At 65.4% G+C, this 21,558-nt stretch carries 22 protein-coding genes; 12 read left to right on the forward strand and 10 right to left on the reverse strand.

Annotation, left to right across the window (positions count from 1 at the left end):
• Window positions 1–17: 17 nt before the first annotated feature.
• Window positions 18–1,034 carry a sodium:calcium antiporter gene (locus tag ACOZ4H_RS15870; protein ID WP_424330185.1) on the reverse strand — a complete coding sequence of 339 codons (1,017 nt, stop codon included), beginning with the start codon at window positions 1,032–1,034 and terminating at the stop codon, window positions 18–20.
• Between the two features lie 162 nt (window positions 1,035–1,196).
• Here ACOZ4H_RS15870 and ACOZ4H_RS15875 point away from each other — a divergent pair, with 162 nt between their 5' ends.
• Window positions 1,197–2,231 (forward strand): phosphoribosylaminoimidazolesuccinocarboxamide synthase, encoded by a 1,035-nt coding sequence (locus tag ACOZ4H_RS15875; protein ID WP_424330186.1) that lies wholly within the window; start codon window positions 1,197–1,199, stop codon window positions 2,229–2,231.
• 24 nt (window positions 2,232–2,255) lie between these two features.
• Here the strand turns inward: ACOZ4H_RS15875 and ACOZ4H_RS15880 are convergent, their stop codons facing one another.
• Window positions 2,256–3,239: a formyltetrahydrofolate deformylase gene (locus ACOZ4H_RS15880; RefSeq protein WP_424330187.1), complete on the reverse strand. Its 984-nt coding sequence runs from the start codon at window positions 3,237–3,239 to the stop codon at window positions 2,256–2,258.
• A 120-nt stretch (window positions 3,240–3,359) separates the two neighbouring features.
• Between ACOZ4H_RS15880 and ACOZ4H_RS15885 the strand changes: the two genes are divergently transcribed.
• The 8 genes from ACOZ4H_RS15885 to ACOZ4H_RS15920 all read left to right on the forward strand — a co-directional run bounded on the left by ACOZ4H_RS15885 (window position 3,360) and on the right by ACOZ4H_RS15920 (window position 9,536).
• Window positions 3,360–4,235: a GAF domain-containing protein gene (locus ACOZ4H_RS15885; protein ID WP_424330188.1), complete on the forward strand. Its 876-nt coding sequence runs from the start codon at window positions 3,360–3,362 to the stop codon at window positions 4,233–4,235.
• Entirely contained in the window at window positions 4,235–4,900 is a 666-nt protein-coding gene (locus ACOZ4H_RS15890) for a DUF7504 family protein (RefSeq protein WP_424330189.1), read from the forward strand. Before ACOZ4H_RS15885 ends, ACOZ4H_RS15890 begins: the two co-directional genes overlap by 1 nt.
• Before the next feature lie 51 nt (window positions 4,901–4,951).
• Window positions 4,952–5,206, forward strand: coding sequence for a phosphoribosylformylglycinamidine synthase subunit PurS (gene purS, locus ACOZ4H_RS15895; protein WP_424330190.1), 255 nt, complete (start codon window positions 4,952–4,954; stop codon window positions 5,204–5,206).
• A 55-nt stretch (window positions 5,207–5,261) separates the two neighbouring features.
• Window positions 5,262–5,939: a phosphoribosylformylglycinamidine synthase I gene (purQ, locus tag ACOZ4H_RS15900; RefSeq protein WP_424330191.1), complete on the forward strand. Its 678-nt coding sequence runs from the start codon at window positions 5,262–5,264 to the stop codon at window positions 5,937–5,939.
• A gap of 413 nt (window positions 5,940–6,352) precedes the next feature.
• Window positions 6,353–7,300 carry a substrate-binding domain-containing protein gene (locus tag ACOZ4H_RS15905; protein ID WP_424330192.1) on the forward strand — a complete coding sequence of 316 codons (948 nt, stop codon included), beginning with the start codon at window positions 6,353–6,355 and terminating at the stop codon, window positions 7,298–7,300.
• Between the two features lie 2 nt (window positions 7,301–7,302).
• On the forward strand, window positions 7,303–8,019 hold the full coding sequence (locus ACOZ4H_RS15910; protein ID WP_424330193.1) for an ABC transporter permease: 717 nt from the start codon (window positions 7,303–7,305) through the stop codon (window positions 8,017–8,019).
• Window positions 8,019–8,783, forward strand: coding sequence for a phosphate ABC transporter ATP-binding protein (locus ACOZ4H_RS15915; protein ID WP_424330194.1), 765 nt, complete (start codon window positions 8,019–8,021; stop codon window positions 8,781–8,783). The genes ACOZ4H_RS15910 and ACOZ4H_RS15915 overlap by 1 nt, the downstream gene beginning before the upstream one ends.
• A 48-nt stretch (window positions 8,784–8,831) precedes the next feature.
• On the forward strand, window positions 8,832–9,536 hold the full coding sequence (locus tag ACOZ4H_RS15920; RefSeq protein ID WP_424330195.1) for a TOBE domain-containing protein: 705 nt from the start codon (window positions 8,832–8,834) through the stop codon (window positions 9,534–9,536).
• A gap of 370 nt (window positions 9,537–9,906) precedes the next feature.
• Here ACOZ4H_RS15920 and ACOZ4H_RS15925 read toward each other — a convergent pair whose 3' ends face one another.
• The 4 genes from ACOZ4H_RS15925 to arcS are packed head-to-tail and all read right to left on the reverse strand — an operon-like array spanning window position 9,907 to window position 14,214.
• A complete protein-coding gene (locus ACOZ4H_RS15925) occupies window positions 9,907–10,983 on the reverse strand; it encodes an archaeosine biosynthesis radical SAM protein RaSEA (protein WP_424330196.1) in 1,077 nt (358 codons plus the stop codon).
• 38 nt (window positions 10,984–11,021) lie between these two features.
• Window positions 11,022–11,429 (reverse strand): VanZ family protein, encoded by a 408-nt coding sequence (locus ACOZ4H_RS15930; RefSeq protein WP_424330197.1) that lies wholly within the window; start codon window positions 11,427–11,429, stop codon window positions 11,022–11,024.
• Window positions 11,430–11,469: 40 nt separating this feature from the next.
• A complete protein-coding gene (locus ACOZ4H_RS15935; RefSeq protein ID WP_424330198.1) occupies window positions 11,470–12,390 on the reverse strand; it encodes a hypothetical protein in 921 nt (306 codons plus the stop codon).
• Window positions 12,391–12,426: 36 nt separating this feature from the next.
• The gene (gene arcS / locus ACOZ4H_RS15940) at window positions 12,427–14,214 is read right to left on the reverse strand and encodes an archaeosine synthase subunit alpha (protein WP_424330199.1); all 1,788 of its coding nucleotides are present in this window, start codon (window positions 14,212–14,214) and stop codon (window positions 12,427–12,429) included.
• Window positions 14,215–14,583: 369 nt separating this feature from the next.
• Here arcS and ACOZ4H_RS15945 point away from each other — a divergent pair, with 369 nt between their 5' ends.
• Both ACOZ4H_RS15945 and ACOZ4H_RS15950 read left to right on the forward strand, forming a co-directional pair.
• Entirely contained in the window at window positions 14,584–15,729 is a 1,146-nt protein-coding gene (locus ACOZ4H_RS15945; protein ID WP_424330383.1) for an alginate lyase family protein, read from the forward strand.
• A 64-nt stretch (window positions 15,730–15,793) separates the two neighbouring features.
• Window positions 15,794–16,669 carry an NAD-dependent epimerase/dehydratase family protein gene (locus ACOZ4H_RS15950; protein WP_424330200.1) on the forward strand — a complete coding sequence of 292 codons (876 nt, stop codon included), beginning with the start codon at window positions 15,794–15,796 and terminating at the stop codon, window positions 16,667–16,669.
• Window positions 16,670–16,695: 26 nt separating this feature from the next.
• On the opposite strand, the gene tgtA is transcribed toward ACOZ4H_RS15950, so the two are convergent.
• The 3 genes from tgtA to ACOZ4H_RS15965 form a co-directional block, all read right to left on the reverse strand.
• Window positions 16,696–18,168 (reverse strand): tRNA guanosine(15) transglycosylase TgtA, encoded by a 1,473-nt coding sequence (gene tgtA, locus ACOZ4H_RS15955; protein WP_424330201.1) that lies wholly within the window; start codon window positions 18,166–18,168, stop codon window positions 16,696–16,698.
• Between the two features lie 111 nt (window positions 18,169–18,279).
• Entirely contained in the window at window positions 18,280–18,537 is a 258-nt protein-coding gene (locus ACOZ4H_RS15960; protein ID WP_424330202.1) for a hypothetical protein, read from the reverse strand.
• Window positions 18,538–18,581: 44 nt separating this feature from the next.
• Window positions 18,582–19,127 (reverse strand): NUDIX hydrolase, encoded by a 546-nt coding sequence (locus ACOZ4H_RS15965; RefSeq protein WP_424330203.1) that lies wholly within the window; start codon window positions 19,125–19,127, stop codon window positions 18,582–18,584.
• A gap of 94 nt (window positions 19,128–19,221) precedes the next feature.
• Between ACOZ4H_RS15965 and ACOZ4H_RS15970 the strand changes: the two genes are divergently transcribed.
• On the forward strand, window positions 19,222–19,347 hold the full coding sequence (locus ACOZ4H_RS15970; RefSeq protein WP_424330204.1) for a hypothetical protein: 126 nt from the start codon (window positions 19,222–19,224) through the stop codon (window positions 19,345–19,347).
• 14 nt (window positions 19,348–19,361) lie between these two features.
• Here the strand turns inward: ACOZ4H_RS15970 and ACOZ4H_RS15975 are convergent, their stop codons facing one another.
• Entirely contained in the window at window positions 19,362–21,470 is a 2,109-nt protein-coding gene (locus tag ACOZ4H_RS15975; protein WP_424330205.1) for a hypothetical protein, read from the reverse strand.
• Between the last annotated feature and the right edge of the window lie 88 nt (window positions 21,471–21,558).

A 21,558-nucleotide genomic window follows, 5' to 3' on the forward strand; every position in this document is an offset into this window, starting at 1 on the left:
TGCCACGGGGCGACGCATCAGGTCGGCAACACGCCGCCGATCCAGCCCGCGGTCTCGACAATAATCCAGGCGACGAATACCGCGTAGGCGCCGAGCAGCGCATAGGATTCGAGTTCGCTCAACACGAGGTCGGTCCGGAGGACGGTGAACAGGAGAATCGTCGCGCCGGTCAGGACGCCGAACATCGGCACGGCCATCGCGAAGTCGACGGTCCACGCACCGGCGATGAGGACGCCAAGCGGGATAGCCACGAGCAGGTCGAAGGTGTTCGAGCCGAGCACGTTCGCGAGCGACGTGACCGCGCGGTCGTCGCGGGCCGCCCTGACACTGACGAGCGTATCGGGGAGGCTCGTCGCCGCCGCCAGAATCGTCACGCCAAGCAGGAACTCCTGGACGCCGGCGGCGCGTCCGATGACGCCGACAGCATGGACAAGGTTCTCCACCGCCACGAGGATGACGGCCAGACCCAGCAGGAGGAAGAGCCACTGCCGCCCGACCGAGATTCCGGTGGTCCAGTCCGCTCCCGGATTGTGGTCGGCCGTGTCCTGGTACTGGATAAAGACGTACAGCCCGTAGAGTGCGAGCGGGATCGCCGCCAGCGGCCGCGTGATGACGCCCGTGAGCGTCGCCTCGCTGGGGTAGTAGATGACTGCAAGCGCCATCGTGATGAGCAGGACTGAGACGGCGAGCATGTAGAACTGTGCTTCCTTGTAGACGAGCGTCCGACTCGATTCGAGTTCGTCGTCAGTCGCGACGCCCGCGACTGCGGGGATGACGAGAATATTGAAAATCGCCGACCCGACGATTGTGCCGACACCCAGTGGCATCGACCCGCCGAGCGCCGCGACCACGACGGTTGCGACCTCAGGGAAACTGGAGCCGACAGCGACGATGATCGCTCCCTGAACCACTTCGGGGAGGCCGTAGTGCGTCGCAAGCCGTTCGCTCGAGGACTCGAGCCAGTCGCTCCCTTTCCATATCGCTACCGTCGCGGCGACGATGATTACGACCTCGGCCAGCAGGTTAGCCGCCATCAGGAGGTCAGTCGACAGCCCGACGGAAAACGTTGCCCTCCGAGCGCGAGTGATACTGTCGGCTGTAACTATCGTAAGATACTCGCGGTGGCGACATTCTCTACAGACTTACAGCCGACAGTATGAGAAACGTCTTTGTCCCCGGCGCGAAAGGCGGGCACAATGACGAGCGTCAAGGAATTCCGTGTGGACGAACCGGCGACGGCCGAGGGGCTCGGCCGCGGCGCGTTCGTGTTCACGGACGACTACTCCGTGTTCGACTGGGGCAAGATGCCGGACCAGATCCCCGACAAGGGCGCGTCCCTGTGTACGATGGGCGCGTACAACTTCCAACTGCTGGAGGAGAACCACGTCCCGACACACTACGAAGGCGTCAGGCTCCCCGACAGCGACGAAGTGGTAGACCTCGGCGAGGCGCTGTCTGCCGACACCGCCCCCGAAGAGATGGTCATCGAACTCACGCAGGTCCCGGACCTCCCCTTCGAGGGCGGTAGCTACGACTACGACGCCTACCACCGGGGGGCCGACGAGAACTACCTCATTCCCCTGGAAATCGTCTTCCGGAACCGCGTGGGCGTCGGGTCGTCGCTGCGGTCCCGAACTGAGCCGGCCGACCACGGCCTCGACTATGACGCCTGGCCAGAGGAAGTCGTCGACCTCGACGAGCCCATCGTCGAGTTCTCGACGAAATACGAGGAGCAGGACCGGTATCTCGACCGGGAGGCAGCCGACCGGATCGCCGGCACGGCCAGCATCGACCGCCTCGAAGAACTGGCTCGCGCGGTCAACCACATCGTCACCCAGCAGGCCGCCGAGGCCGACCTGGTCCACGAGGACGGGAAGATCGAGTGCCTGTACTACGACGGGGAGATACGCGTGGCCGACGTGGTCGGCACGTTCGACGAGAACCGCTTCTCCTACCGGGGCCAGCAGGTCTCGAAGGAGGTCATCCGACAGTACCACAAGCGCACCCAGCCCGAGTGGGTCGACGCCGTGAGCGAGGCCAAACAGCGGGCCGACGCGGAGGGGGTCGCCGACTGGAAATCGCTCTGTGCGGAGTCGCCCGAACCGCTCGATGAGGACGTAATCCAGGTCGCTCGCGACCTCTACTGCGCCGGCACGAACGCCTACGTCGGCGGTGACGTGTTCGACGCGCCATCGCTCGACAAAGCCGTCAGCGCCGCTAGCGAACTCTGAGAGAGTTACAAGTACAGCGCGTTTTCAGTCGTCAGCCTCGATCTCACCGTCGTCCTCGGCGACGAACTCGCCGAGGCCGTCGATTGGACGGTCGGGGTTCAACTGGTCGAGTTTCTCCGGTGCGCCGAGCTGGGCCGAGGTCTCCTCGGGGTCCCGCAGTTTCGTCCGGCCGCGGTGGACACTCACCTCGTCGTTGAGGTGGAGCTTGATGGCCTCGATGAGCGCCTCGGCTTCCAGCGGTTGACCGATCTGCTGGAGCTCTTCTTCGGTGGCGTCGTCGGGGACGTTGAACGCTCGCTGAGTGATGATCGGCCCCTGGTCCAGGTCTGTCGTCACGTAATGGGCGGTGACGCCGGCGATGCGGACGCCCTCCTCGATGGCCTGCATGTACGCCGACGCGCCGGGGAAGGCGGGCAGCAGACTCGGGTGGACGTTGATGATCCGGCTCTCGTAGCGGAACACGACATCCGGCGAGAGGATGCGCATGTAGCGGGCCAGCGCGATGAGGTCGGCGTCGTACTGTGCGAGCAGGTCGAGCAGTTGTTGCTCGTCCGGCGTGCCCTTCTCGTCGCCGATGTCGTGGAACGGAACGTCGTATTTGGCCGCCAGCGGTTCGAGGTCGTCGTGGTTCCCGATGACCACCTCGATGTCGGCCCCGAGGTCGCCGTTGGCCCAGGCCTCGAATAGCGCCTCCAGACAGTGTGATTCCTTCGTGACGAGGACAGCGATGGTCTGGGTCTCGCGGTCGGCGGGGAACCGGACCTGCACGTCGACGCCGAGTTCGTCGCCGAGTTCGGTGAGGTCCTCGCGGAGCTTCTCCTCCGTCGTCACCATCTCGGATGTGTCGACGCGCATGGTCATCCGGAAGACGCCTTCTCGGACGGCCTGGTCGAGGTCCTCGATGTTGATACTGCGCTCGAACAGCAGCGAGGTCACTTCGGCGATGAGGCCCGTGTCGTCCTCGCCGACGACCGTAATCTCGGTCAGACCACGTGTCACGATACCCACCACCGGACAGCGTCGTGATTCATTTGCCCCAGAGTCGGCAGTCCCACGGCAAAAGCCTTCGTTTTCCACCTAGGGTGGACGCCAACGCTTTGTGTATCGGTCCGTGTATGTACGGCCGTGATGAGTGATTCGCCGACCGTTCTCTGTGCCCAGCCGGATGCCGACGAGCGCGCGGAGACGGCCGACGCGCTTGCCGACGCCGGACTCGCTGTGGAGGAAGTCGGGTCCGTCGATACGTTAGACGCGGCACTTGACCGGTCGATTGACTGCGTTGTGACGGCCTTCGACCTCGAGGACGGGGACGGGTTCGACGTGGTCGATGCGGTCCGTGATGTGAACCCGGAGTGCGTGGTGATCCTCTATACGGAACACGCGCCCTCGGACCTCCCGCGCGGCGGTCCAGAGCAGGTCGTCGAGTACGTGCCGCGGACGGTCCCGGAGTCCCGGGAGCGACTCGCGGATGTCGCTGCCATGGCTGCCGCGGAGGTAACGCAGGCGGCCTATCCCGTTCCGGAGGCCGAAACGGAGCGGCTGGCCGCCGTCCAGCGGTACGACGTCGACCAGTTGGCGGCAATCGACGCGTTCGACCGGCTGACGGCGCTTATGACCAGCCACTTCGACATCGACGTGGCCTTTGTCGGCCTCATGGACGAACACGAGGAGCGGTTCCTGGCGTGTGAAGGGGCCAACTGGCGGACCCTCTCCCGCGAGGACTCCATCTGCACCCACACGATTCTCTCGGACGAGACGATGGTCGTCGAGGACACCCACGAGGACCCCCGCTTTGCCGAGGTCGATGCGCTGAAACAGCTCGACATCAGGTCCTACGCCGGCGTGCGAATCACGGACAAAGAGGGGAATGCAATCGGTGCAGTCTGTTGCACCGACGGCGAGCCGCGGCGTTACACGCGGACCGAACTCGACGACCTCCAGCGGTTCGCCGACGAGGTCGAGGAACAGCTGCTGTTGCGACGACGGCTCCAGAGGGATACCTGATGTCACAGCGACGAGACGACCGATACACGTTCGACGGCCTGCCGCTGAATCCGGTCGAACCGGGGACGAATCTGCTCGTGACCGGCCCTGTTCTGAGCGGAGCGCGGGAGATGGGGCTGCGACTGCTCTGTAGCTCCGACGCCGACGGCGGAACCGTCCTCGTCGCGACGGACAGCGATGCCACGACGCTGCTAGAGGACTTCGAGCGCCACGGCGGCGTGCTCGACCGCGGAAGAGTCCGTGTCATCGATTGCGCACAGGAGAGCGGCGACCTGCCGGAAGACAGCGTGTCTACCGTCAGTACGCCGGCGGACCTGACCGGCATCGGTATCGAGTACTCGGGCCACTACGAGTCGACGTACGCCAGCGGCTACACGCGGGTCCGGTCCGGCATCATCACGCTGACGCCGCTGCTCGTCTACAACGACGATGTCAGGGCGGTGTACCGGTTTCTCAACACCATCACCGGTCGTATCGGTACCGCGGACGGCCTCGGCGTCTGCGTGCTCGATCCGAACGCCCACGAGGAGCAGGTCGTCGAAAGCGTGGCACGGTTCTTCGACGGCCGGGTCGACGTTCGTGCCGACGCGGGCGACCTCGATCTCCGTGTGGCCGGCCTGCGCGACCAGCCGTCCGATTGGACGCCGGTCGGCGCCGGGACGTGACCTGCCGGGAGAACACAAGCGTTTTCTCCGCTGCCCGCTCGCTTGCCAGTAATGACTGCCTTTACCGCGACCGTCACTGTCCGGCTCAAGCGGGGCGTCCTCGACCCCGAAGCCGAGACGACACAGCGCTCCCTGGAACGCCTCGGCTTCGACCTGAACGACCTCCGCTCGGCGGACGTGTTCGAGCTGGACCTCGACGCCGACAGCACCGAGGACGCGGCCGAGCGCGCCGAGGAGATGGCCGAGCGGCTCCTGGCGAATCCCACCATCCACGACTACGACATCGAGGTGGCACAGGCAGAATGACCATCGCCTCGAAACTGACGGCAATGGTCAGTGCTGTCTCACGGAGGGGGCCCGCGTGACCATCGCCGTCATCCAGTTCGGCGGCTCGAACTGCGACCGCGACTCCGTGCAGGCTCTGGAGTCACTCGGCTTCGACGGCGAGCTCGTCTGGCACGAGGACGGCCTCCCCGAGGACGTCGACGGCATCGTCCTCCCCGGCGGGTTCTCCTACGGCGATTACCTCCGTGCCGGCGCGATGGCTGCCCACTCGCCCATCATGGCGGAAGTCCGCGAAGCCGCAAGCGACGGAACGCCGGTGCTTGGCATCTGTAACGGCGCACAGATCGGCTGTGAGTCGTCGCTGACCCCCGGCGCGTTCACGACTAACGAGAGCGCCCGGTTCCAGTGTGAACACGTCCACCTGCGCGTCGAGAACGCCGAGACACCCTGGACCAGCCAGTACGAGCAGGGCGAGGTCGTCGAACTCCCCATCGCCCACGGCGAGGGTCGCTACGAGATCTCCGACGACCGCCTGGACGAACTCGAAGCCGAAGACCGTATCCTGTTCAAGTACTGCGACGAGAACGGCGAGGTCACGCCGGAGGCGAACCCGAACGGCTCGAAACACAGCGTGGCCGGCGTCACCGGCGGGGACGACCACATCGCCGTCATGATGCCCCACCCCGAGCGGGCGACGCTTTCGGACCTGGGCCGGACCGACGGCCAGGGCGTGCTCAAGGGCTTCGCCGAGTAGCGCCGCTTTTCAGTGTCGTATCAAAGGGGAGGGACCAGCGGAGCGTGTGACATAGTCCGGCGGTCCCTAAGCCAACTTTGTGGGTCAAGCCGTATAAACACACGCTTACCGGAGTGTAAGTGAAATCGCTGGACATGGGCCGTCTATCGTGGGAGTGTGCACCGCTCGGTCCCCGTGGAGTCTGTCGATGAGGGCGTTCCATCATAGAATTGTCTGCTACCATCACTTGTGCCGAACTCTGACAGAGCGCTATCGCTACGCCACACTCTGGTTGGACTATAGTAGCCACTGAAAACCTCGGTACACCTGATCGCACGATAGCAGCACAATCAGTGTGTACATCGTTTCAATTGCTACTGTAGTGATGTTCAGACTACGTAAATTATATTTGATGTGAGTTCGTCGGTGTATCCATGCCGATACAACGCCGACAGTTCCTCACCGCGATAGGTACGGGAGCGATAGCGAGCACTGCTGGGTGTGCACAGATCGGTGGAAGCAGCGATCAGTCTGACGGGGAAAGCGGGGGTCAAGCGGGAGTGGCCGGCGAAACCCTCACACTCACGACGACGACGAGTACCTACGACACAGGGCTGCTTGACGAGATCCATCCTAACTTCGAGGACATGTATGGCGTGTCCGTCGACGCGGTCGCACAGGGGACCGGTGCGGCCCTCGAATCGGCCCGCAACGGCGACTCCGACGTGGTGATGGTCCACGCCCGCGGCCTCGAAGACGAGTTCATGCGCAACGGGTACGGCATCAACCGCCGCGACCTGATGTTCAACGACTTCGTCATCGTCGGCCCGGAGAGCGACCCAGCGGGGATTCAGGGGATGAGTTCGGCCACCGAAGCGCTCTCCACCATCGCCGAGTCGGGATCACCGTTCATCTCGCGCGGGGACAACTCCGGCACCCACACCAAGGAACTCAACCTCTGGGAGGCCGCCGGTACCGAGCCGGGCGGCGACTGGTACCAGGAGACCGGGACCGGGATGGGCGAGGCGCTGAACGTCGCCAATCAGCAGGACGCCTACACGCTCTCGGACCGCGGGACGTTCATCTCACAGCGCTCGGAGATCGACCTCACTATTCTGGTGCAGGGCCCCATCGAGGACGGTCCGGAAATCCTCGCGAACCCCTACGGAATCATGGCGGTGAACCCCGGCGTGCACGACAACGCCAACTACGATCTGGCGATGGCCTACATCGGGTGGATTACCAGCCCCGGTGCGCAGGACGCCATTTCGAGCTATCAGGTCAACGGGGAACAACTGTTCTTCCCCGAGGCCGTCTCCGAGGACCCGAACTTCCAGCAGTACGTTCCGGAAGGCTGGAGTAGCGACTCGGACGACGAGTAGGCGTGCCGTTCGAATCAGTTGGACACCTGCTGCCGGCCGTCGTCGACCTTCCGTTCAGGGAGGGGTACGTGTCCAGTATCATCTACGTCTCGCTCTACGTGAGCGTCATCGCCGTGACGCTGAGCACGCTGTTCAGCATCCCGGTCGCTGTCGTGATGGGGTTTTCCGACTTCCCTGGCAAGCAGTTCGTGAAGTCTGTTATCAACACGGGGATGGGGTTTCCCAGTGTAGTCGTCGGTCTCTTGGTGCTGTTCACCGTCTCCAATCAGGGACCACTGGGGTCGCTGGAACTGATATTTACCAAGGAGGCGATGATCATGTCGCAGTTCGTCCTCGCGACGCCGCCGATCACGGCTATCAGCCTCGCGGCCATCACCAGCGTTGACGAGGGTGTCCGCGACGCTGCCCACGTCCTCGGTGGAACGCGTCTCGACGTGTCGCTGGTCGTGCTCAAGGAAGCGCGGTATGGCATCGCAACGGCGATTCTGGCGGGGTTCGGCCGCGCTATCAGCGAGGTCGGATCCGTGCTCATCGTCGGTGGCAACATCACGAGTGCGGACGGGGTTTCGAAGACGCGGACGCTGACGACCGCGATTCAACTCGAAGCCCGGCAAGGGCAGTACGAGACCGCGATGGTACTCGGCGCGGTGCTGGTCGCGCTCGTGTTGACAGTAAACGCCGTCGTCGTCCGGTTAGGCGATCAGGAGGTACAACGCTAATGCTACAGGCAACTGGTGTGTCACAGTGGTACGGGAACGACTGCGTATTTCGGAACCTCTCGATGGACGTCGAAACGGGGGAGGTCGTCGCCATCATCGGCCCGTCAGGCGTCGGCAAGACGACGCTGCTCCGGACGCTCGCACTCTCGCTGGAACCCGACGACGGGACAGTCACCTTCGACGGAACGGATGTGTGGGCCGCCGACGAAAACGAACGGCTCTCGCTTCGGCGTCGCGTCGGGATGGTGTTTCAGGAAGCGAGCTTGTTCGACGCGCCAGTCGCCCGCAACGTCGAATACGGGCTCCGCATCCGCCGGTCGTGGACGGACCGACTCCAGAGCGAACTCCGCTCGGTCCTGCGGTCGAACGGAACCGCCGACGCCGTTCGTGAATCCCTCGATATCGTCGGACTAACGGACAAGATGGACCAGCGTGCGGAGTCCCTCTCGGGCGGCGAGGCACAGCGGGTATCGTTCGCCCGTGCGCTGGCCTACGACCCCGACGTACTGCTCCTCGACGAGCCGACATCCGATCTGGATCCGCGAAATACGGCGGTTATCGAGGACGCGATTTCCGAGGCCCGGGACCGGGGAATCGGCGTCGTCGTGGCGACCCACGACATGCACCAAGCGGAGCGGGTCGCGGACCGGGTCGCAGTGTTGCTCGACGAGTGCATCACGGAAATCGCCCCGACAGAGGTGATTTTCGAGAACCCATCGGACAACCGCACCCAGCAGTTCATCTCGGGTGAGTTGGTGTACTGACTGAGCCCCGGCACCAATCTCTTTGTAACCGCCCGCCGATCCGACGGTATGGACGCGACCGCGGACGTCGAAGTGCAACTGGGGCAGGGCGACGTGGCGCTGACCGCACGTGACCGAACGCTCCTGCAGGCAGTCGCCGCCCACGGGTCGTTGAACAGCGCCGCCGACGCGCTCGGCCGGTCGTACGCCCACGCACAGCGGCGGATCGTCGAACTGGAGGACGCGTTCGGCCCGCTGGTCGACCGCAGTCGGGGCGGCAGCGGCGGCGGCGGCAGCGAACTCACGGACACCGCCGAGCAACTGCTGGCCCGTTTTCAGCGCCTCCAGGCCGAGTTCGACGGGGTGGCGACGGCGGAAGAGACGGTCCTCCGGGGGACTGTCGTCGACCGCGACGGCGAACTGGCGACCGTCGAGACGCCGCCGGGGACGGTCCGGGCCATCGTCGATACCGACGCCGACGCCGGCGACGCGGTCGAAGTCGGTATCCGCGCAGACACGGTGACGCTGAACGCCCCGCCGGAAGCGCCCGAACCGGCAGGGACGAGCGCACGGAACCAGTTTGCCGGCACCGTCGAGCACATAGAGGAGGGCGCGTCTATCGCGCTGGTCTCGCTGGCTATCGACCCGGATACGACGCTGTCCGCGCTGGTGACTGACACGAGCCTCGACAAGCTCGACATCACCGCGGGCGCGGAACTCGTCGCCTCGTTCAAAGCGACCGCGACCGTCGGCGTCATCCCGGCTATCGAATAGCCGGGGTCAGAAAGCTGTCGTGAGCGTTGAAAACCAGTCGTCAGCAGCGATGTGCGGACTGCCGTGCGTCAGTTCCACAGTTACCGCCTGGGTTCGGGCGGTCGTGGTACAGCCGTCCGTATCAGAGACCCCAACCGGACGGCAACAGGTCGGACTGGCAAGCGGTGCATGCGACCATCCCGTCGCCGTCGATACACTGCCGCTGTTCACCGCACAGGTCACACTCCGTGACCGTTCCGCGTGTATTGAAACTGCGCCTATCCTGGTCACCGTTCGGGGTCATATCGAACAAGCTTAGGCGCGAAAGACGGATAAGCGTTGGTCGACAGGCTGTCACATGGTTTCTGTCGGGTCGCCGGATGGCTCCGAGCTATCGAGCGAGCGGGAGGGAGTAACTGCGCTCGCGTTCGATGACGGCGTCCCACGTCGCTTCGCACTCGCAACTCACCTGCTCGAACACCGACGGGTCCTGCCGGAGGTCGAAGTCCTTGATGGCGCGCTGGACCTTGTCGTCGCACTCGCCGCAGTTGTGCGGGCCGCGGTCGCTGCCGTGGCCGACGGGGTCGGAGACGACGATGACGTCCTCGTCAGCCGTGGATTCCAGCACGTCAGCGACCGACCAGAGCCACGGCGGCCGATAGCCGCCGTCGTGGTACAGCTCCTCGACCATCGTGTAGCGCTGGACGTTGCAGGGGTTCATCGAGACGGTGTGACAGCCGTCGACGGCCGCACAGCGCCGAACCGACCGCTTCATGTCCTCGACGGCCTCGGACTCGGCGAGGAACGGCGGCTTCATCAGCAAATACGCCTTGACGCCGGCGCCGGCCGCCTGGGCCGCTTCGGAAGCGTCCTCGAAGTCGGCGAAGTCGAAGTACTTGTTCACGCAGTCGTGTCGGACCCTGTCAGTTGCGGTCTCTAAGCCCACCGCCACGTCGGTCTCCAGGCCCACGTCGACGAAGTCACCGACCGTCTCCTCGTCGACGAAGTCCGGCAGCGACTCGACGACGATGCGTTCGCGGTCGGCGAAGGTTTCGGCGATGGCCTGCCGTGTCTCCGCCGGAACTTCCCGCTCGTCGAGGAAGCTCCCGGACGTGTAGATCTTGATGAGACCGCTTTTGTCGTCGCTGTTTTCGGCCTCGTGGTCCAGACAGTGCTGGATCTGGGCCATCAGGTCCTCGTGGGCGACGCTGCCGCCCTCGACGCTCTCGGCGACGTAGCCACACATCGTACAGCCGCCGGCGCGCGCCCACCGACAGCCGCCGGTGTTCAGGATGATGGTCAGGCTCTGGTAGACGCCGTCGGGGGTGTTGTCCTCGTCGAGCCACACGCGGGTCGGCTCACGAGGGTCGTAGGTCGAGTCGTTACGCGACCGGATGTCACGCATCACGGAGTTGTGGGCGTCCATGCCCTTGCCCTCCTCGTAGACTTCGGGACTGGGCTTGCTCATTGGGGCGAGGTAGCCGATGAGTGCGTAAAGCCGCTTCGTTACTGCCGGGATTGTGGGTCGGTTCGGTCCGAAAGTATGCTGGAGCGGTGGGCCGCGATCCACGCCAGCCCGGCCAGAACGGCCCCGACAGCGTTGGCCACGAAGTCAGTACCGCTCACACCGCGTGACGGGACGAGCCCCTGTAGCAGTTCGACTCCCGCCCCGTAGCAGACGGAGACGGTCACGAGTGCTGCAACTGCGATGACGTCACGGGCCTGTCGTCCCCACGCGAGCAGTACCGCCAGTGTGCCGTAACTCGCCGCGTGAACCCACTTATCCAGCGTAAAACCGAGGAGTGCGGGGACCTGCTCGCCCGCCCCTTCGGGAACCGGGAGAAGCGAGGTGACGAGTAATAACAGCGAAAACCCGACAGCGGGCAGGTAGCGGCGGGATTTCGACCAGTCCATACTGGCGGTTCTCCCGTTCGGCAAATAAGTCGCGCGGTCGTCAGAACACGCCGTAGAGAGCTGCGAGCCAGCGCACGCCGACGCCGACACCGACCAGGCCGCCCAGGCCGTACATCGCTGCCTGGTTCCGGTAGCGAGTAGCAACGTTTCCGAGAGAGCCGATAGCAACGTGGGTGCTCTCGCCACCGATCACAAGCCCGTCGTCGGTCGTTGCCGTACCGGCGATAGCGACGTGGTCGCCGGGGGCGACGATGGATTCCTCGTAGGTCCGGGACTTGTCGGCGTGGTTGCGCTCGACGTCCGGCGCTGGCGACTGAAACCCCGTCGCAGGCTGTTCGTCGGGTTCGAGCGAGCGCGTCCGCGTGGCACCGAGGTCCATCGTCGCCCCCTCGGGGTCGATACGTACCGGTCCGCTGCCGTCGTCTATCGTGAACACGACGCCCCCGTCACCGCCGTCAACGGTGACGTACTGGTCACCATTGCTGCCGACGCCGTAGGGGTTCAACACCTCGACTGACCACGACCAGCAACACGCTTCGCGTCCGGTAACAGGGGCGGCATCGACAGCAGCGCCAGTTACCTCGCCCATACAGGCCACCTCGCCGGGTTCGAGACTGCCGGTAGGTACGTCGTTGTCCGGATGGAGTCGCCGCCACCGGCGGCCGAGCGTGTGACTGATATTGAGTCCCAGATACCCCAGTACGAGCGGAATCGAAATACCGATAGTCGCGTATCCGAGACCACGGAGGTTCGCGGAGATGTCGACATTCCCGAGAAACCCAAACACGATAATCGTACCCAGCGTTCCGACGGTGGCGACCACGATACCTCGTTGCGTGACACCGCGCTCCCTGAGCGGGCGACCAGCCGGGGTCCGGAGCTCGTAGTAGACGTACGCGGCCGCGAAGAACACGACCATCCCGGCCACTGCGAGCAGGTACAGTTCGAGCGGGTCGGCCATCAGCCGACGCTATTCCGTGGGCAGGCAAAAAACCAGCTACAGTTCCTCGGTGTGGCGCATCTGGACGGCGATCCCGCGCGTCGAGGATCGCATCTCCGGGCCGCTCATCTGGGCGCGACCGACGCCGAAGGCCGCGTCACCCCGAATCACCACGTCGTCACCGACGCGGATGTCGTCGCTGGCGTCCGTGATCCCCGGCGCAAGCACCGAGCCGTGGGGCACGAACGGTTCGATTTCGACGGTTTTCGTCGGCACGTCGCTCTCGACCCAGCGGCGCGCCCCGGCGGTGGTCAGCGAGAGCACGCCGTACTGCTGGGCCAGCGCCGCCAGTTGTTCACCGTCGGCGTCGTCGGCGCGCAGTTGCGGATACCGGCCCTGCGTCGAGAGGTCGTCAAACAGTTCGTCGCCGGCAGCCTCGCCGAACTGGTAGTCGGCGACGGCGCGGATGGTGTTGTGTTCGCGTTCCCGCTTGGGATACCGGTCCCAGCCTTCCAGTTCGGCGGCGAGATTCCCCAACGAATCCGCCGTCGTCGGGTGGTCGGTGACCGTGTAAGTGAACTCCCGACCCAGCGAATCGGCCACGCGCTCGCAGATGTCGCGGTAGCCTTCGCCGGGAACGTGGGCAATAATCTCCGGATAGTCGGTGCCTTCCAAATAGCGTTCGAGCACGCGGCTGACGAATTCGATTTCGGTGGCGGTCCAGTTGCCTGTGACCACGGAGTCGTAGTGCTGTGCGGGGTAGGTGAGTTCGAGTTCTTGTGGCACGACGCCGATGGGCGAGGTCATCGAGACGACGTGGGCGCGCCACTTGATCGCGTCGTGGTACTGCTTGTGGCTCTGGGAATCGCTGTAGGGCTTGCGTGCCGAACACGGGACCAGCACGAGCGGACGGTCGTCGAAGCGCGGCACGTAACGGTCGGTGACGCGCTCGGCGAACCGCTGGATTTCGACGCGACGCAGCGAGTCGTCGCTGGCCGCCGAGAGGTCGGCTCGCCGGATGAGCGGCGTTCGCTGTTCGAGGTAGCCGTACTCCTGGTCGAGTCGGCGGAACGTCGCGGTGAGCCAGTTGTCCTGTCTGGCCTGTCCTTCGACGTAGTCCCGGAGGCGACCGTCACGAATCCGGCGGCGGACGCGACGGAGTTCCGCGGCGAGCGCGTTGACGTTGTGCTCGACACAGTCCTCGCGGTTGAACTCGTCGCGTGGCTGCTGGCAGGCCGGACACGCACACGGGAGTTCGTCGAGGTCTTCGAGGAAGTACGCCTCGTCGGTCGTGAGATACCGACCCTCAGTCCCGCGGATGACGGCGCGGTCGGGGTCCACGAGGTCCACACCGGCGTAGACGAGCGTCGCGACGTTTCGCGGCGTAGCGACGCCGGGCAGGTAGAGCGCGGTATCGGCGGGGATAGCTTCGCGGACGGTCGTGACGGCATCGACGAACGCCGACGCGTGCCCGACGTAGCCGGGCGCGCCGGCGAGCACGTAGGCGTCGCTGCCGTGGTCGGTCGCGGTATCGGGGGAGACGACTGCTGCGCTCGGGAAGTCAACGTCGGGATAGTCGACCGCGAACGCATCGGCGACTTCGTCCGGGGTTCCGGCGGGGAGTCCGCGGTGGGGCAGGACGGTAAGCAGTGAGTCATCGCCCACAGGGTCGTCCTGTGTCGTCGGCCAGCGGCTTCCGGCGTCGTCGAGGACGTGCCGGCAGTCGCCCGGCGTCGCTGTGTCCACGTCGTCGACCAGCGCCGGCGTCGCCACAGAGTTGGCGAGGCGCAACTCACCCACTCGCGCGGCGCTGTCGCGCTCGTGGATCTCGAAGTAGTCGGTCATGCAATGGCGTCAGCCACGCGCGACCAACTATCTTGCCTTTGGGCCGGCAAGCATCGGTAGCGACCGAGAATGGTTCACGTATGCCGTACGTCGTCCCGGCCGACGGTTATATGTCCCTGATTATCGCAGACAGACCGCTATCCACCGGTTAGCTGGTTCCTAACTAAATCGATAGGAGATGACTGACTGTTCGTGCAGCGACAGACACGACGAGACGTGTTGCTCGCCCTTTCTGGGACGGCCGCAGCGCTGGGGGGCTGTTCGACCGGCCTCTCGTCGGGGGAGTCGGACGCGAGGGCCGCGTCGCAGGAGACGGAACCAACACCGACAGAACGGGCATCCGAGTCAGCCACGGAAAGCAGGCCCGCAATGTTCGTCCATCTCGGTACACTGGCTGCGATACGGGGCCGTGTCGAGAACGGTGACAGCCCGTGGACGGAGGCCTACGAAGCCTTCATCGACGATGTCCGCGATGCGATGGCAGCGGCTCCGGAAAGCGTCACGGACAACGGCGACGGCCACGAGTTCAAAACGAAGGGTCCCGAGGACCCCGAGGCACGCAAGGACTACGTCGCCGCCATCAGGACCGGGGATCGGATCCGTGACCTCGGACTCGCTTACCAGTACACCGGCGCGGACCAGTACGCCGAGAAAGCCATCGAACTGCTGGACCACTGGTTCCTGAGCTCGGAGACCTATATGGCCCCTGTGAAAACGAACAGTATCGAACAGTACATCACGCTCCCCAAAATGTGGTGGGGCGCGGAACTCGTTCGCGGCCACGAGGCGTGGAACGCCGACAGCGTCGGCACAGAGGCCGACCTGCAGGAGTGGGTCCGGGCGTTCCTGGATGATATGGGTCACGGTATTCCGACCGAGATGGGACAACAGAACATCTTCAACTGGCAGGAGATGACCCACGCCGCCGGCTCAGTGTACCTCCGGAACTGGGACCGGTTCCGAGAGGCCATGCGGCGAAACCGCGAAGACGGCTTCAACCAACTCCGAGAGGACGGCCTGCTGGAAAACGAAATCACTCGCGCGTCGAGCCTGGCATATTCGCTGTACGCGGCAAAGGCGCTGGTCACCGCCGCGGAACTCAGCCGGCTCTACGCCGACAAACTCGACGGCCCCACGCTGTACGAGTACCAGAAGTTTGACAGAGACAGGGGCGCTATCGAGCGGATTCTCGACGCCCATGCACCCTACGTGGCTGACCCGGAGGCCTGGGAAGCGATGGGCGAGGGAGATCCCGACCGGTTCGTCAACACGGACGGCTTCCCTGCCAGAAAGCAGGAGGCCGCGTCCTCGCTGTACGAGGTGGCCTACTCGTACTACGAGAAAGACACGTATCTGGAGGCGCTCACGCAGAGCGGCCAGCCGGTGAAGAACGTCCCGACGTACGTCTCGGCCCAACAGGCCGCGATTGACAACCCCGACCGACCGCATCGGGACGAACGCATCCTCGGCTGGACGACGTTCACGCACGGTGAGCGGTTCCGGCTCGATTTGTAGAGCGGGCATCCGGCGTTGATAGCCACACCATCAAATTTTGGATGCCAGCGGCCACAGAGCAGATATGGATGTTGTCGTGACCGGCGGCCGGGGCAGTTCCGGGCGCTGGATCGTCGACCGACTCGCCGGACCGCACGACGTGACAGTACTCGACCGCCACCTCCCTGACGATGGGGGCCATCCGGCTGTCGGGTACCGAGCGCTTGATCTGACAGATGCCGGGAGCGTGTTCGATTCGCTCACCGCCATCGACCCAGATGCAGTGGTCCACTGGGCGGCGATTCCGGTAGCCGGGACCCACCCCGGCGTAGACCTCTTTCAGAACAACACGCTCGCGGCGCACAACGTCCTCTCGGCGGCTGGCCGCGTCGGCGCTGACGTGGTGCAAGGCTCCTCGGACGGCGCGTACGGCTTCTTCTTCGCCGAAGAGACGCCCGTGCCGGACGAACTCCCAATTACAGAACAGCATGCGCGCAGGCCGGAGGACGACTACGGGCTCTCAAAGGTCGTCACCGAGGAAATCGGGAAGACAATCGCCCGCCGGGACGACATCTCTGTGGCGTCGATTCGCCCCTCGTGGATACAGAGCCCCGGGGCCTACCCCTGTCGGGACGAGGAGTACGTCGACGACCTCGCGGCTGGCGCGGGCAACTACTGGTCCTACGTGGACGTGCGGGACGTGGTCGACCTCGTTGAAGCCGCGCTCACGAGCGATATCGACGGGCACGAGGCGTTCAACTGCGTCGGTCCCGACAACGCGCTCGGTCGGCCGCTGGTCGAACTCATGCGCGAACACTACGGGGCCGTCCCCGAGGACTGTACGGTCGAGGGGGACGCCGCGGCGTACTCGACGGCCAAAGCCGCGGAACTGCTGGGCTGGGAGCCGACCCGGTCCTGGCGCGAGGCCGCCGACGAGAACGTGGACGTGCCGAGGGTTTGACCGACGGGCGAGACAATTACGCGCTGTCAGTCGCGGGCGTGCAGGTCACGCAGGCGGACGCTGTCAGGCACACGGTCCAGCGCCGTCGCCGGCCAGTCGTCGTGGACCAGCGTGAAGGACACGTCGGGATGGAGTTCGACCAGCCGCCGAACGCCGTCTGCTGCGGCCTCGTAGGCCGCTCGGTCGGTCTGGTTCGGGGTCTCCGCGGTCAACGGATAGGTGTCGGCGAGTTCGCGCGGATACGGACCAAACGGGGGCAGGACGCCCCAGGTTTCGTCGTAACGCGCGCTGGAACTGCCTTCGGTCAGCAGGACTTCATTGCCCTCGACCGGGAGCCGCTCCAACCGGTCCTGGTGGCGTCGGACTTCGGGCCGACGCGCGCTTTCATTCGAGGTGTAGAAGAAGGCGTCCTTCGAGACCGGGTCGGTGCGTTCGAGTTGTTCGGCGTGGTCCAGCAGCGCGCGGTAGCCGTCGAGCATGGCCGGGTGACCGCGGGCGCGACTGTCGACCAGTTCCATGAGGTTACCAGAGCGAATCGCCTGCTTGACCGTCCGGATTTCGCCGTAGGTGACGTGGAGGTTGTGCCGGGCGAGCAGTTCCTCGCGCTGGTCGGCGTCCATCGCATCGAGTTCCGCCGGCGCGTGGTCGGTACAGACCGGGCAGTGACACGGGAAGTAGGTCAGTTCGGACAGCAGTTCCGTCCCCTGCACCGTGAGATAGCGGTCGTCGCGGGCGTACAGCGCGTACGCCGCAGAATCGAACAGGTCACAGCCCAGGGCCGCCGCCATCGCGAACATCATCGGGTGGCCAGCGCCGAACAGGTGGACCGGACCGACCTCCCCCAGCCCGCGCTTGCAGGCCGCGACGACATCTGCAAGGTCGGCGTAGCGGTACTCGTTCATCAGCGGGACGACGGCCCCGAGCGGGAACACGTCGAGACCGGTGGCGACGGCGTCCGCGGCGGCGCGCTCCCGGAGGTCCGGATAGGTCGACCCCTGGACCGGCGCGCTGACGAGCATCTCGCCGGTGTCGACTGTGGCGGCGTGTTCCAGCCGCTCCTGGGTCGTCTTGAGTTCCTCGGTCGCCCGCTCGCGGTCCACATCGGGCGGCGTCGGGATGTCCACCGGCGTCCCGATGTCAGAGCCGATCTCGTGCTGGAACTGTAGTATCTCCTCGGTGGTCACGTCGATGTCGCCGTACTCGGCGAGCTGGAAGGACCCCGAGTCGGTCATGATGGCCCCGTCGAACCCCAGCAGGTCGTGGAGGCCCTGCTCCAGCACCGGCTCGCGGAGGTCCTCGGAGCCGTGCAGGATGTAGCTGTTCGTAATGAGTATCTCCGCCCCGAACTCGGATTCGAGCGTCGCCGGCGCGACCGTCTGGACGTGCGGATTGACCACCGGCAGGATGGTCGGCGTCTCGACGGTGACGCCGGCCCGTGGCACCGTCAGCTCGCCCAGCCGGCCCGCAGCGTCGTACTGGCGGACCTCGAAATTCGTCATTACACGTCGTCGTCGGTCAGCGCGCCTAAGGGTTGTGTTCCCCCGTGAGCGCAACCGTTCGCAATCGGGGGCAGCAGTGGACAGAGCGACGCGCCGGCCGGCACAGCGCCGCTATTCGTCGGACCGCTCAGGCCCGCCGGGCACCAGTTTGCGCTCGGGCCGATGGACGGTCCCGGATTCCTCGTCAGCGACGTACGCCTGTGACATCCGGAACATATCGACCACCTCGTTTCGGGACCCGTAGGCGTCCTCGACAAGCCGTTCGAGCAACTCCGCCCGCGAAATCGGGTGGCCGGTCTGACGGCGAACGGCCGCGCGGAGTTTATCCAGCCGCCGTTCCGTCTGTTCGCCGAGTTCGATCGATGCCATATGTTAGATGATACCACCTCTCAGGATTTCAAGCTGTCGTCGGTTCAGCGCTCGAACAGCGCGTAGTGCATGATACCCAAAGCGGCACGGCCGTCCCGGAGCGTGCCGTCACGCACCGATTGGACCAGCGAATCGAAGTCGGCAGTGTCGACCCGGATCGATTCGTTGTGGTCCAGTTCCTGGTCGGCCGTCGCCTCACAGTCCCGCGCGACGTAGTAGTGGAACACGTAGTCGGTGTTGCCGTTTGCCGGTTCACCCGTGTAGAGATGGTCTATAGTGTCGGCCTCGTATCCCGTCTCCTCGCGGAGTTCGCGGGCGGCGGCGGCTTTTGAGTCGCCGTCCTCGCCCTCCATCGTCCCGGCCGGTAAGCCGCGGTTGACTCGACGGACCGGTTGCCGCCACTCTTCGATGACCACCACGTCCCCGTCGGTAGTGAACGGGAGGACGACGACGCTGTCGCCGTTCTGCACGTAGTCGAACTCCCCCTCGGTCCCATCGGGGAGGCGAACGTCCTCGCGGATAACATCGAACCCTGGACAGGCGTAGGCGGTTTCGGCACCGAGCGTCTCCCAGACGAGTTCCTCGTCCATACCGGCAGTGTGGCCTGCACCGGCAAAACCGGTACGGGTCCACGCAAATGCAGGCCCCAGACGGATGTGACTTGGTGCGCTACGTGTAGATGAAATGAGAATATCGAATATCGTCATGCTGCTCGGTGTCGTGTTGTTCGTCCTCCCGGTCCCCGGAACGTTCATCGCCGGGGGACTGGTGCTCGTCGCTGGCGGATTGGCCCGGTGGTTCGGGATCTGAGAGCGGGGAGGAGTTTACAGTTTGTCGGCGGCCCGTGCCTGCTCGGCCCGCCGCTGGGCCTGGTCGAGCCGCCGCCGGGCTGCATTCGACAGCGGGTCCGAAAGGTCGTCGCTGGCGTCCTCGATTCTGGTCGCGACGCGCTGGAGTCGGTCGGCGACGGCCTGGAGTTGCTTGTCGGCGTTCCCGCGGTCACCGGCCTCGGCGCGCTCCGTCGCGCGCTTGGCGGCCTCGACGACAGCGGCGAGCGCCCGTTCGAGGCCCTGGATAGCGTTCTCGGAGCCACCGCTGCTCCCGGGGTTGTCGTCATCGTCGTCATCGGTGTCACCGTCGTCGTCCATCTCGTCAAGCACCGATTGCCGCGTCTCCTCGGCGATATCGACGAGGAACGACGCCAGCGACGCTTTGCCGGTGCGGGGCTGTTCGATTTGTGCCGCAGTGTCGGCCTCGGGGTTCGGGTTCACGCGGAACGCACCGATCTCGTCGTCGCTATCCCGGACTTCCGTCGTGTACGCGCCGCCGCCGTGGACGTACACAGCGTCGGGTTCCGAGAGCGGGGCGTCGTACAGCCGGCCCGCGAAGTCGTCCTCGACGGCGAGGTCAGTGAGGTCGCTGTCGGCTCCCGACGGGTCGACTTCGAGGCGAGTGGCGTTCTCGCGGGCGACCAGGGGGAGTTCCCCGTCGACACCGGCTCTGGTCGGCTCGTCGGCCGTCTCCGCGTCGGGGACAGACACCGTCTCGCTGTGCGGCGCGACGCCGGCCCCGTTGACGGTGAACCGGTGGTCGCCTTCGGGCACGTCCTGGACCACGGCTAGTCCAGAAAAGGTCGGGACGGCCTCGGGGTCGCTCTCTAGCAGGGCGACGGACTCGACGGCAGTGTCCTCGGTCGTCAGTCCCTCGTCTTCCGGTGCGTCGTCGTTCGAGACCGCTTCCGAGAGGCTGGCAACGACGGTCCGTATCTCCGCCGGTGCCCCGATGGCGTCGTATCGTTCAGCCAGCGCCGCCCGGTGGTTGGGCTCGGAGATGTCCGCGGCGGGGTTCTCGTATCGCGGCTGGTTCCAGGGCGCACCCGTCGTCGTGATGTGGCCCGAGACGGCGTCCTCGGCGAACTGGGGGACGGCGAACTCGAAGCTCAACTGCGGGCCGGTGAAATCGGCGATGTGCTCCAGTTCGCTGCTCGGCACGAGGTCGTATTCGATGTCCGGGTCGGCCTCGCCCCGGTCGGTGTGCTGGAAAACGAGCCCAGTCTCCCGCGTCGGCAGGTCCGTGGGCGGTTGGGCGAGGCTGTCGAACGAACGGACAGTGAGCGACTCCGAGATGAGATCCTCGCGGCTGACCGACGGGAGCCGCTCGTGTTCGTGCAGCGGCGCGCCCTCGTACTCAGGGACGAGATAGGGGAGCCGCGAGCCCTCGTCGCGCGGGAGCCCGTAGGCGACGGGGATCTCCGCGAGATCCTCGATGGTCTCGACGGCGCTGTTCGTGATGTCCGCGAACCGGTCGCCCTCCGGCAGCCGGGTGAACCGGTCGCGGACATCGTTGACCGAGAGCGCGCTGGAGTGCGAGCCCAGTTCCGAGAGGATGCGCGGCACCATCTCCGGGTCGGGGTCGAGGAACTCGTTGTTGGGTACCTTCCGAGAGTGCGAGCTGGCGACGTACAGCTGCGGGTCGCCTGTCTCCGTGTCGACGAACACGTGCAGGACCTCCCAGTCGTGCCAGTGAAAGTTCGTCGTGAACTGGTCGAACGCCGAGTAGAACCAGAACTGGACGACGGCCAGCGGCGAATTCTCGTACTCGACGACGTTGTAGAACGCCGTCGGGTCGGGCGGCTCCCCGTCGGTCATCCGCTCGTGATACCCGTCGAAGGCGTCGAACCCGTCGACGACCGTCTCCCCGCCCTGCTCGCTGGTGTAGGGCCGCGGGTCCGTCGGGAACCACGGCTCTTCCCGGTCGAAATACAGCGTCGGCGCGAACCGGCGCGCGAGTTCTTCAGCCCGCTCGCCCTCAACTGTCGAGGCCGCGTCGTCGCTCCCGCCTTCGAGCGCCGAACAGCCGGCGACGGACGCGAGGCCGGCCCCGGCGACCGTCTCCAAAACCGCACGACGTGACACCGCATCCCGGTCAGTCATCGATACCTCGTCGCGTCGGTCGACGTCGGACAGCGCGACCCGTCGCTGTCTCCGAGCCCGATAATCCCATACACCATTCAGCGAATCG

This window comes from Haloarcula amylolytica (assembly GCF_049705545.1).
Classification (GTDB): domain Archaea; phylum Halobacteriota; class Halobacteria; order Halobacteriales; family Haloarculaceae; genus Haloarcula; species Haloarcula amylolytica_B.

What these genes read in the sequence shown, in the direction of transcription:
- ACOZ4H_RS15870 (WP_424330185.1), bottom strand. Translation starts at nt 1,034, where the DNA reads ATGGCGGCTAACCTGCTGGCCGAGGTCGTAATCATCGTCGCCGCGACG.
- ACOZ4H_RS15875 (WP_424330186.1), top strand. Translation starts at nt 1,197, where the DNA reads ATGACGAGCGTCAAGGAATTCCGTGTGGACGAACCGGCGACGGCCGAG.
- ACOZ4H_RS15885 (WP_424330188.1), top strand. Translation starts at nt 3,360, where the DNA reads ATGAGTGATTCGCCGACCGTTCTCTGTGCCCAGCCGGATGCCGACGAG.
- ACOZ4H_RS15890 (WP_424330189.1), top strand. Translation starts at nt 4,235, where the DNA reads ATGTCACAGCGACGAGACGACCGATACACGTTCGACGGCCTGCCGCTG.
- purS (WP_424330190.1), top strand. Translation starts at nt 4,952, where the DNA reads ATGACTGCCTTTACCGCGACCGTCACTGTCCGGCTCAAGCGGGGCGTC.
- ACOZ4H_RS15905 (WP_424330192.1), top strand. Translation starts at nt 6,353, where the DNA reads ATGCCGATACAACGCCGACAGTTCCTCACCGCGATAGGTACGGGAGCG.
- ACOZ4H_RS15915 (WP_424330194.1), top strand. Translation starts at nt 8,019, where the DNA reads ATGCTACAGGCAACTGGTGTGTCACAGTGGTACGGGAACGACTGCGTA.
- ACOZ4H_RS15920 (WP_424330195.1), top strand. Translation starts at nt 8,832, where the DNA reads ATGGACGCGACCGCGGACGTCGAAGTGCAACTGGGGCAGGGCGACGTG.
- ACOZ4H_RS15925 (WP_424330196.1), bottom strand. Translation starts at nt 10,983, where the DNA reads ATGAGCAAGCCCAGTCCCGAAGTCTACGAGGAGGGCAAGGGCATGGAC.
- ACOZ4H_RS15930 (WP_424330197.1), bottom strand. Translation starts at nt 11,429, where the DNA reads ATGGACTGGTCGAAATCCCGCCGCTACCTGCCCGCTGTCGGGTTTTCG.
- ACOZ4H_RS15935 (WP_424330198.1), bottom strand. Translation starts at nt 12,390, where the DNA reads ATGGCCGACCCGCTCGAACTGTACCTGCTCGCAGTGGCCGGGATGGTC.
- arcS (WP_424330199.1), bottom strand. Translation starts at nt 14,214, where the DNA reads ATGACCGACTACTTCGAGATCCACGAGCGCGACAGCGCCGCGCGAGTG.
- ACOZ4H_RS15945 (WP_424330383.1), top strand. Translation starts at nt 14,584, where the DNA reads ATGTTCGTCCATCTCGGTACACTGGCTGCGATACGGGGCCGTGTCGAG.
- ACOZ4H_RS15950 (WP_424330200.1), top strand. Translation starts at nt 15,794, where the DNA reads ATGGATGTTGTCGTGACCGGCGGCCGGGGCAGTTCCGGGCGCTGGATC.
- tgtA (WP_424330201.1), bottom strand. Translation starts at nt 18,168, where the DNA reads ATGACGAATTTCGAGGTCCGCCAGTACGACGCTGCGGGCCGGCTGGGC.
- ACOZ4H_RS15960 (WP_424330202.1), bottom strand. Translation starts at nt 18,537, where the DNA reads ATGGCATCGATCGAACTCGGCGAACAGACGGAACGGCGGCTGGATAAA.
- ACOZ4H_RS15965 (WP_424330203.1), bottom strand. Translation starts at nt 19,127, where the DNA reads ATGGACGAGGAACTCGTCTGGGAGACGCTCGGTGCCGAAACCGCCTAC.
- ACOZ4H_RS15970 (WP_424330204.1), top strand. Translation starts at nt 19,222, where the DNA reads ATGAGAATATCGAATATCGTCATGCTGCTCGGTGTCGTGTTGTTCGTC.
- ACOZ4H_RS15975 (WP_424330205.1), bottom strand. Translation starts at nt 21,470, where the DNA reads ATGACTGACCGGGATGCGGTGTCACGTCGTGCGGTTTTGGAGACGGTC.